The sequence below is a fragment of the Nostoc sp. genome (assembly GCF_054880495.1).
In genome coordinates this window covers 40,770-50,110 of record NZ_JBTYKD010000412.1, presented here as the reverse complement: position 1 = coordinate 50,110, position 9,341 = coordinate 40,770, and the positions used below count along the sequence as shown (strand labels likewise).

Sequence of the window (9,341 nt, the reverse complement as noted above, 5' to 3'; positions counted from 1 at the left end):
ATATGTGCTATGGCATCTACTACCTGTCCTATGTTATCTTCCATTTATCTCTCCAAATTTCGTGCTTGTTATCTTAGTACAGCTTTGCGTAAAATTGTGGCGAATTGAGAGTTGATATTTAAACGCAAAGGGGCGCGGAGGGAAGCGCAGAGGTACGCAGAGAATTCGCTACGAATTAATGAAATTTTGTATTTAGTGTTGTTTTTTAGTTGTGGTTTCCATTTTTACACATATTGTAAGATGACTAAAGATGTCTCACGCAAAACATCAAATTCCATGACTTTTACCAATTACCCAATTACGCCGGAAAAACCGGGCTAAAGCTGATTCTTCTAAGGATAGATAAATTGGGCGTCCGTGGGGACAGGTGCGCGGATTGCGAGTGCGTTGCCAATTATCTAAAAGTGTCTGCATTTCTTGTTGATTCATGGGTGTACCGTTACGAATGGCACTGCGACAGGCAACGGCTACTTGGGCTGTTTGTAAGTCGCCCCCCAAACTAAGTTCTAAAATTGCTTCTGCACAATCATCTCGCTGTTGCAAAGGTGCGGGGATGTTACGAACTGCCCAAAGTTGTTCGCCAAAGGGTTCTATTTCTAAGCCGATGCGTTGTAGTTGCGATAGTTGCGCTGGCGACAATTGATAAAGAATTATTGGCGGTTCGACAGGGACAAGTTGCCAATTATCACACAATTGCTCATACAAAACTCGCTCATGGGCAATGTGCTGTTCTACTAACCACATACCACCTGAATGTTCCGCCACAATATACGTGTTGCTAACTTGAGCGATAGCCTTTAAGGAGTTAGGAGAGACGCGATTAATCGCGTCTGTACCAGGGCTAGGAGTTTTGGGATTTTGAGGATTTAAATTGTAACCGCCTTTGGCTTCTGCGGCTTTGAGTAATTTACTCAGTCGTGTTGTGTGGATAGCTTCTTTAAGATTAGTAGAAGAAATGCTGAGTGCTTGGTTAATTGCTTGGGTAATTTGCTCTTGCCAATAAATGATTTCGTTGAGGTAAATTTCTGTTTTTGCAGGATTGCGATTCCAGTTAATTTGCTCCGGAGAAATGGCAAGATGTAAGAAACAAATTGGATAGCGATCGCGTGGTAATGTTCTATGAAATGCTGATAATATCGTTTGCTCTAGTTCCAGTGTCTTAACCATCCGTCCGTTGATGGCTACACGTACCCAATCTGGACGATGACGATGAGTGCGATCGGGTAATCCTACCACTAAATTTAGTGAGGAGTTAGGAGAGACGCGATTAATCGAGTCTGTACAGGAGTGGGGAGGGTTGGGGATTTCGAGTTTCACTTCTTGCAAGTCACCTGGTCGCACTTGCGGTAAAATCTGCGGTAGTAGCTGGCCAGTTGTGGCGGCAGGAGAGATGGTAAACCATTGACGGTCATTTTGCCAAATCTGCCAGGTGACGTGGGGATGACATAAAGCAATTTGTTGAATTGTGGCTTGCACGGCTTTCATTTGCTGTGCTGCTGTGGGCAATCCCTGACGACGAGATGAATAATTACCGAAAAGATGAGAAACTGTAACTACTGTACCAGGTGCGATCGCAGTTACTTCAACTTGCACAACTTCCCCACCATCGCCATAACTAATCCGCCATCCTAATTTCCCACCCACAGGACGACTCAAAATCTCCAAATCTGCCAGAGTCGTCAAACTGTGCAACGCCTCACCACGAAACCCTAAACTGTTAATTTTCCATAAATCATCACTAGAGCGAATTTTACTGGTGCTGTGGGCTGTGGCTGCTTGTTGCAAGTCATCTAAGTTCATTCCACAACCATTATCTGCCACACGAATTCGCCATTGCTGCGGCCATAGAGAAACCACAATTCGGGTTGCACCTGCGTCTAAGGAATTTTCTATTAATTCCCGCACCACAGAAGCTAAAGAGTCGATTACCTCACCAGCTGTAATGAGATATACGACTTCTGTTGGTAAAGCTTGAATAGTAGATGCCATAAATTATAGTTTATAGCTTCTGGGAACAAGTGAACTGGGGGAGACTTTAACGTAAGTTAAAGGCGGGGTGGGGTTCTTTTTTTGATTTATTGCAAGAAGTCTATCTTATGTAGAGAGGTAGCAGTGTTACGTCTCTACAAGTGTTCTGGATAACACACATTTAATTTCTAGAGATGTCTTAAAGCTTTCTTTACGCCAGCAGAAAAAATCAGTGATCGCAACATTAATTAACATTAAATCACCTGACTTTCTGCTTACCTCTAGATGGTCACTAATTACTATCCCTTATTGCCAAAACTTTAGGTGGTTCAGGTTTCAGCAAACCGTTTAACAGGGATGCGGGACGTTGAGTGTAAGGCCAAGCAAAAGCATGACGGAAAGCTGCATCTTGACAAGCTTGTAGTTGTTCAAAGTTAATAATGTCGTAAGTCAAGAGATTTTCATACTCAAACGGTAGACGCACATTATGCAGTCCAGCGTTATCAGTACAGATAGCGATATCTACCCCAGCATCAAAACAACGGTCAAAAACTAATTTGAGTTGACGTATATCCTGCAAAGTACCAGTTTTTAGGTAAGTTGTCGGACAAACCTCTAAACATTGTCCGCGTTTAGCCACATCATTAAGTAACTCTGGATATAGTAGGGGAATTTGAATGCCGTGACCAATCCGCATCAAATAGGGTAACAATTCTGGGTAACAACCGGCGGTGGTTTCATATAGATGTCCGGTGGTCTTAACGCCCAGCGATCGCGCATAATCATATAAGCTAATCCATTCTTCTAAGCGATCGGCGTAATAGCTATCACCCCCTGCTACATCTACTGCACAGATATACTGTTTATTTTGCGCCGCCAAATCAACAATCGCCTTGTTCACCTGATATGGTAGGCGCGTGTGCATACAGAGAATTTGGCTAGTAACAATCGGATATTCTGGCTGGTGGCTAGCAAGTCCAACTACTTGTACAATTTCTGCCATCTTGTCAATTCTCTGTGATTGATTCAGATGCTCAGGTGTCCGTAAATAGGGAGTATAGCGCAGTTCCAGATAAGCCAAATTTTCAAAGATGTAAGCACCCCGCACTAAGCGATAAATAAAGTAAGGCAAAGTCTCCACAGTTTGTACACTTTCTACCAGAGTGTGTAATTCTAGATACTCATCTAGGGTATTGCGTGGGCGGGTATAAAAATCTTCAAATTCTGAATAGTCAGCAAAGCGGGAAATCAACTCCGAAGAATGTCGCTCAAAATATCGCCATAAAACTCGCGGTACGACCGAACCGCCTAGATGTCTATGTAATTCAGCATATAAAGCCATAGTGGTATTTTTAACTAAAAATTTTAATAATTGTAACAAAAACATCGTAATAAAAAATCTCTACTCAAAAAAATTCAGTTCCCCTGAAGTTGGAGCAGAGGATTCCCACCATCTGAATTTTTCAACACAAGCTCCAACCTAGATGTGGCGCGAAGGTGGGGATTTTATCCTTATTTTCCGAAAATCCAGCATTTAAACCTCATCTAAGTTGAGAACCGTAGTTTTTGCCCTTACCCTAAATCGCTCTCCCAGATATGGGAGAGCGATTTTGAAATTCTGGCTCCCCTTCTCCCATATCTGGGAGAAGGGGTTGGGGGATGAGGGCAAATCCTTTTCATCACCGAAGAACTACAGGTTTCAAGATAGACGCGGTTTAGATAGTATTTTGAGCATAAATAAACTTGACATTATTAAGATTAAATTGATAATATTAAGCACTTTAATTTTCGTGCTACACTGAATAAAACATTCATATTGTTGAGCAAGTAAAATATAGCAATATATTTTTCTTTTAACTAAGCAAACTCCTGGCAAGGTTGGTATTAATTGAAAATTCAAGCGTTGGATGTCAAGGCTGGCGATCGGATTATTGCTTACTGCAACAACAAAATGCAAACCTGCAAGGTAAAACGCATTTTAGAACCCGGTCAAGCTAATATTACACTATCAGTATTCACATCGGAGAATTATCGCGGTTGCTCAGTTTCATCTGTAGTCCGCTTCCGAAGCAACGCCTTGGTTGATTTGGTAAGTTAAAAATCAAATAAATATTCCATCTCAAAAATCTCTCTAGCTTTTGTCCAGCCTCAAACTGGATGTAATTTCATAGAAGGTGTCATGCCTGCGGTGGTTACAGAGCTTGCCGTACCACTTCTCTAAGGGAGGCTAGGCGAACGTGGAAGCAAGCTACGGGCAGGGTTTCGTAGAGAAGTGCGGGCTACGCCTGGGCAGATTTAAATCCGTTAATTGTGGCTGGATGATTTTTCATAAAAGCGCCCTCACACTACACCAGTGTAGGCGATAGCATTTTTTGAACAAAACGCTACGATTTTACGCGAAGCTGTACTTAGTTTCTAGAGAATATATAAAATTCTGAGAATAAAAATTGGGAGTATGATGGTGCAAGGCGTCCACCTTAGCCCATGTCTAAGGACACGTCACCGTAAGGGATTTCTAACAAATAAATTATCCAATCTTGTGCGGTGGGCAGCGTTCGACTGACTTGTACTGACTTGTACTGAGCGACGTCGAAGTAGCGTTGTTGTTGGCGGAGCATCTCGTAGAGAAGTAGCGCTCACGCCGAAGTCTTGCCCGCCTTTGGCTAGAGGCCTCGTGTCGCCCATCCTACAATAAGTAGTTGAGTATTTTTTTATTTGTCAGTCCTTAAAAGGGGTTCGGAAATATTCAGACTTGATGTTGGCTTTCACTTCCCTACGGGCCGCTGTTCGCGTTTGTTTCACCGAACCTACGAATGATTAAATTCCATAGCCTTTTTGTGCTGTTCTGTACTAACCAATAAGAATTAAATAATATACAATTTCTGTCTCTGGCTTACCTCACCCTCTAGCTTCCCTCTCCTTATAAAGGAGAGGGAAGCTAGAGGCAGGATGAAGGAAGTTTTGCTATTTTATTTAATCGACGTTCTTAAGGACAGGCCACTTTGCGTCTACGCATTATTAAGATAATTCTGCAATTGATGGCTTTTGTTATTTCTTTTTCACATCACGAGCCATATTCAGGTAGTAGTCGTCAAGTTTGGTATTAGGACGACGATTGTCAGTGGTGGAAGTTTTAGCAGTGTTATCCTGAACCTTTTCAATTGGCTGTTTAGCAGAAGCTTGCTTTATCCCTTGCACCTCATCAGATTCCAAGAAATAACCAGAGCTAGTAAATCCGAACAGCTTGGCAAAAAAACCAAATAAATTTCCGATAAAATTAGAAACACTTTGGAATAAAACACCAAACAAGCCTTCAAAACGAAGGAACAAGTTCCGAATAATTTGAGGTAGACGAAGCATGACAGCACCTTCAATGATTGCCTATTATCATTGTGACTCAATTGCGATCGCATCAATCTGGCGATCGTAAAAATCTACCAGTGGGTAGGCGTAGCCCCGATAATATGGTTTGTGCAGTTTAGATAATGGCGGCAGAGGGCAATAGCTACGATGATACGGTTCAATACTAGTTTTCCTGAACCAGCAAAACCGACTTCACGGGACGCTTGATAGAATTTCCCTCCAAATCAACCTTGCCGTAAAAGGTTTTGCCATTATAATAAAGCGAAGACGAACTTCCCCCATCCAGGTTCATCGCTTTATCAGCACCAAGAGTTTTCATCAAATCAGCTAATGCTGGCAAGGATACCCCATTAGCGGGAGCCGAGGGTTTTTGAGCTACCATAACTAAAACAACGCTGCCATCACGGGTAATACCTACGGCAGTTCTGGCATTGGGTTGGTTGCTGCCAAGTGCATCTCGTTTATTGGCAATATCCACAAAGCCCTCTTTTACTAACGTGAGTTCTGGTAACAGGCGTGGGCCTGCACCTATAGCATCGACTAACTGACAACCTGCTGGTGGTGAGTCACTATGTAAAGCAATCGAATAAGTGATAGTTTGCCCACAGAAGTAGCGGCGGAATTCTGTGCGATTGAATATTTGACTCAGATAAGGTTTTAAGTTGGGATTGTTCACCAGACGCTCGTTTTCTTTGGGGTTAGCTACCAACTTCCCTTGTCGGACAATATATGATGTAGATTTTTGGTTAACTGGGTCAAAAAAGCCTGCGTTCAAAATAGCTACGGCTCGATGCTTCTCGGCAAATTCTTCTACAGTGGCTACCTTCTGTGATAGTGCAGGAGTTATTAAAAATCTGCTATTAGCTGGAATCAATAGGATATGAGCTATGCTTTGGGGCAAAGTGCGCTGGAAGTAGCGGATAGTTTTTGGTGGTGAAGATGCAACACTCAGTATTGACGGTGTTGAGGAATGCAAATTAAACCACAGCGCCATTGCCAAACTAATTAATATCAAACTCAGTAGTTTAATTTTTCTCACTTTTAAACTTACGCGATCGCGGCAAACAGTTGCACATTGTACCGCAAAACTTGATCGAATTTTGGAACGTCTACACATCGTCCAGCCGAGCGAAATAGGGATTATACCATCCATACATGCTAAAATTTTGTAAAACACCTTATCCCTAATAGGGATTGAAACGCTTAAAACTTATTAAATCCCTATTGGGGATTGAAATTAAGAGCATGTTAGAAACCACAAACCTGAAAAATATTTTCAAGAAATTCGCTATAGCCAGAAATTCTGCTTCTTTCAAAGAAAATGAGGCAATGAGAGCTATTGCATATAGCATGGATTTACTACTACCGGGTTTGTATATATGGCTACTTTGTTTTAGTTTTCGCATTGGTGGGAGCGTACCAGACGATATTCCCTATAAATATAATATCCCGGTAAAATTCACAGCTACACTGGAATTGCTTTAGTATTACCAGGATATAGAATTTTTACGACTTATCAGGGTAGCTATGACCGTGACATTTCGGCTGAGGACTAAGTTAGACTGTTCTCATTTCCAAAGTGGGCAGAAAGTTTTGGTTGATAGGATTTTTTCTAGTCTGTGATATTTTCACCACCAAAATTAATTAGCCATCTCCTATAACTGATTCCAGTTCTGGAGAGAGTAAATGTATGTCTCTGGATGTTGAGGCAGGCAAGTACACTGTAAATTGAGTACCTCTGCCTAGCTGACTGTAAACATTGACAAAACCACCGTGATTTTTAATGATACCCAATGTCGTGGAAAGTCCTAAACCTGTACCTTTACTTATCTCTTTGGTGGTGAAAAATGGTTTAAAAATCTGTTCTTGGACTTCCGAGGACATCCCTATACCAGTATCCGTCACCACGATCGCAATATAAGAACCCACTTTCGCATCAATATTTATCTGGGCTGAATGTTCACCAATTACCACATTTTCTGCTACGATCCTTAAAATGCCGCCATTAGGCATAGCGTCGCGGGCGTTGACTAGTAAATTTATCAGCACCTGATAAAGTTGAGTTGTGTCTCCACGAACGTACCAGAGATTTTTGGGGATATCTGTCTGGCAGATGATCGATTCGGGGAATGTTTGATTGACAATTTGCTCAATTTCCTCTATTAAAGGCTGAATTTGCACAATTGTCCGTTTTCCTTCAATACCCCGTGCAAAAGACAAAACTTGCTTGAGCAAATTAGCGCCGCGTTTAACATTATTTTCTAAAGTTTGCAATATTTGCTGACTCTGCTGATCGGGCAATTTCTTTTGCAACAGTTGAACTGACATTAAAATTGGGGATAATATATTGTTGAGGTCATGGGCAATACCAGAAGTTAGAGTGCCGATACTCTCCAAACGTTGCGATCGCAGAAGTTGAGCTTCCACTTGTTTTTGCTGGGTTATATCTCGCATCAGTGCCAAATGCCTGAACGTCCCATCAGATTCGTTACGCAGTGGTACGGCATGAGTTTCCATGTAGCGGCGGGTGCCTTTAAATCCAACGATTTCAAACTCCAAAGTCCCCTTGTTACCTTGACAAATACTTTTATGCAAGTCTGCAAAGGCTGCTCTATACTCTGGTAAAATTATGGCATCAATTGGTTTACCAATCAAGACATCAGCACTTTCCACTTCCATCATTGCCAGCCCATAGGCATTAATTTCTAAAAGGGTGCCATCCCTGGCAATTAACTTGATGCATTTTGGTTCTGCATCTATCATCGCTCGTAAATGATTTTCGCTTTGGCTTAGAGCCAGTTCCGTATGGTGAAGTTGCCTGATATAACGCCGCAACAAATCATACAGCAGCACCACTAGCACCAAATCGACAATAGCAGCGATAAAAAATGTAACTATCGCCTTTTGGGAACTTGCTTGTGACTCCTGCATTCCCTGCTGTAATAAATTTTGCTCCACCTTTAAAGAGTCGTGAATCAGCTGTTGGATCTCTTTGCGAATTTGCTTGTCTTTATCAGATAGGATTTGCTGCCGATGTCTGCGGTAAATTTCTTGTTGCAGAATGTTGAACCTGTTGGTAATTTTCGGCTGCTGCTTTTGATGGTTATCAGTAGTTAACTTGCTGAGAATCTGAATATTGCTATTAGTTTGTTGTTCGGCTGCAAGATAGGTTTGTAAATCATCTGCATCTGCTCTAATTAGGTAATTACGTTGTGCAGTTTCAGTATCTTTGAGTCGAGATTGGATATTTTCCAGCTGGGTAATAGCTTCATAGGAGTATGTCACCCATTGCTGGTTGTGAATCAGGTTAGCAGTGTTGCTATATAAGACTACAGCATTAGTAAATACAAGTGCGAATGCTAGGATGAATATTGCTTTCAGCTTTGGAACTTGATACCATTTTTTGAGCATGCGATCGCCCTTTCTGCCGCACATCAGTTAAGATTAAAGATTAAAAACAAATACTGAGAATATTTTAAGGATTTTGAGAACATAGGTAATAAAATACAATCTGTTAGAGTTGTAAATATTTAAATTTTTAGTGATAATGATTTATACATAATAGTCACAAATAAATCCGCTAATTTTTAATATAAATTCATTTTTAGCAATAGTGTAGCTAATGGAGTTTGGAAATTAACGATACAGCCTGTGATCCAGAGCGTTGATAATTATCATCATTAATGCTGCTAAAAATGCCTTTAATCAAGCCTGTCATTAAAGGACTTCTATCTCAGAAAGCAAAGACTCAAAGTAACGCTCGGTTCCAAACCACCAGCCTGCACTTAAGGACTGACAAATAAAAAAATACTCAACAATTTCTTGTGGGGTGGGTGACACGAGAACCTTGGGCTACGGGCGGGCAAGACTTCGGCGTGAGCGTTACTTCTCTACGAGAGGCTCCGCCAACGACAACGCTACTTCGACCCTTCGACAGGCTCAGGGCAGGCAAGCTCAGTACAAGTCAGTACAAGTCAGTCGAACGCTGCCCACCCCACAAGATTGGATAG

9 protein-coding genes are annotated in these 9,341 nt (G+C 41.6%); 3 read left to right on the top strand and 6 right to left on the bottom strand.

The annotated features are described in order from the left end of the window. Window positions 1–267: 267 nt before the first annotated feature. Complete coding sequence (gene mutL / locus ACYTXL_RS34820; RefSeq protein ID WP_461928553.1) at window positions 268–1,989, bottom strand: DNA mismatch repair endonuclease MutL; 1,722 nt, start codon at window positions 1,987–1,989, stop codon at window positions 268–270. 271 nt (window positions 1,990–2,260) lie between these two features. Beyond that, window positions 2,261–3,310, bottom strand: coding sequence for an adenosine deaminase (locus ACYTXL_RS34815; RefSeq protein ID WP_461928552.1), 1,050 nt, complete (start codon window positions 3,308–3,310; stop codon window positions 2,261–2,263). A 546-nt stretch (window positions 3,311–3,856) separates the two neighbouring features. Between ACYTXL_RS34815 and ACYTXL_RS34810 the strand changes: the two genes are divergently transcribed. Next, window positions 3,857–4,066: a hypothetical protein gene (locus tag ACYTXL_RS34810; RefSeq protein WP_292799555.1), complete on the top strand. Its 210-nt coding sequence runs from the start codon at window positions 3,857–3,859 to the stop codon at window positions 4,064–4,066. A gap of 379 nt (window positions 4,067–4,445) precedes the next feature. Here the strand turns inward: ACYTXL_RS34810 and ACYTXL_RS34805 are convergent, their stop codons facing one another. The 3 genes from ACYTXL_RS34805 to ACYTXL_RS34795 form a co-directional block, all read right to left on the bottom strand. Next, window positions 4,446–4,586 (bottom strand): hypothetical protein, encoded by a 141-nt coding sequence (locus ACYTXL_RS34805; protein ID WP_461928551.1) that lies wholly within the window; start codon window positions 4,584–4,586, stop codon window positions 4,446–4,448. A 430-nt stretch (window positions 4,587–5,016) separates the two neighbouring features. Beyond that, window positions 5,017–5,328, bottom strand: a complete 312-nt coding sequence (locus ACYTXL_RS34800) for a threonine dehydratase (RefSeq protein WP_461928550.1) — start codon at window positions 5,326–5,328, stop codon at window positions 5,017–5,019. A gap of 166 nt (window positions 5,329–5,494) precedes the next feature. Next, window positions 5,495–6,484 (bottom strand): phosphodiester glycosidase family protein, encoded by a 990-nt coding sequence (locus ACYTXL_RS34795; RefSeq protein WP_461928549.1) that lies wholly within the window; start codon window positions 6,482–6,484, stop codon window positions 5,495–5,497. Between the two features lie 92 nt (window positions 6,485–6,576). Between ACYTXL_RS34795 and ACYTXL_RS34790 the strand changes: the two genes are divergently transcribed. Beyond that, the gene (locus ACYTXL_RS34790) at window positions 6,577–6,816 is read left to right on the top strand and encodes a hypothetical protein (protein WP_461928548.1); all 240 of its coding nucleotides are present in this window, start codon (window positions 6,577–6,579) and stop codon (window positions 6,814–6,816) included. 159 nt (window positions 6,817–6,975) lie between these two features. On the opposite strand, the gene ACYTXL_RS34785 is transcribed toward ACYTXL_RS34790, so the two are convergent. Beyond that, window positions 6,976–8,766, bottom strand: a complete 1,791-nt coding sequence (locus tag ACYTXL_RS34785; RefSeq protein WP_461928547.1) for an ATP-binding protein — start codon at window positions 8,764–8,766, stop codon at window positions 6,976–6,978. Window positions 8,767–9,155: 389 nt separating this feature from the next. Here ACYTXL_RS34785 and ACYTXL_RS34780 point away from each other — a divergent pair, with 389 nt between their 5' ends. Further along, window positions 9,156–9,341: a hypothetical protein gene (locus tag ACYTXL_RS34780; RefSeq protein ID WP_461928546.1), complete on the top strand. Its 186-nt coding sequence runs from the start codon at window positions 9,156–9,158 to the stop codon at window positions 9,339–9,341.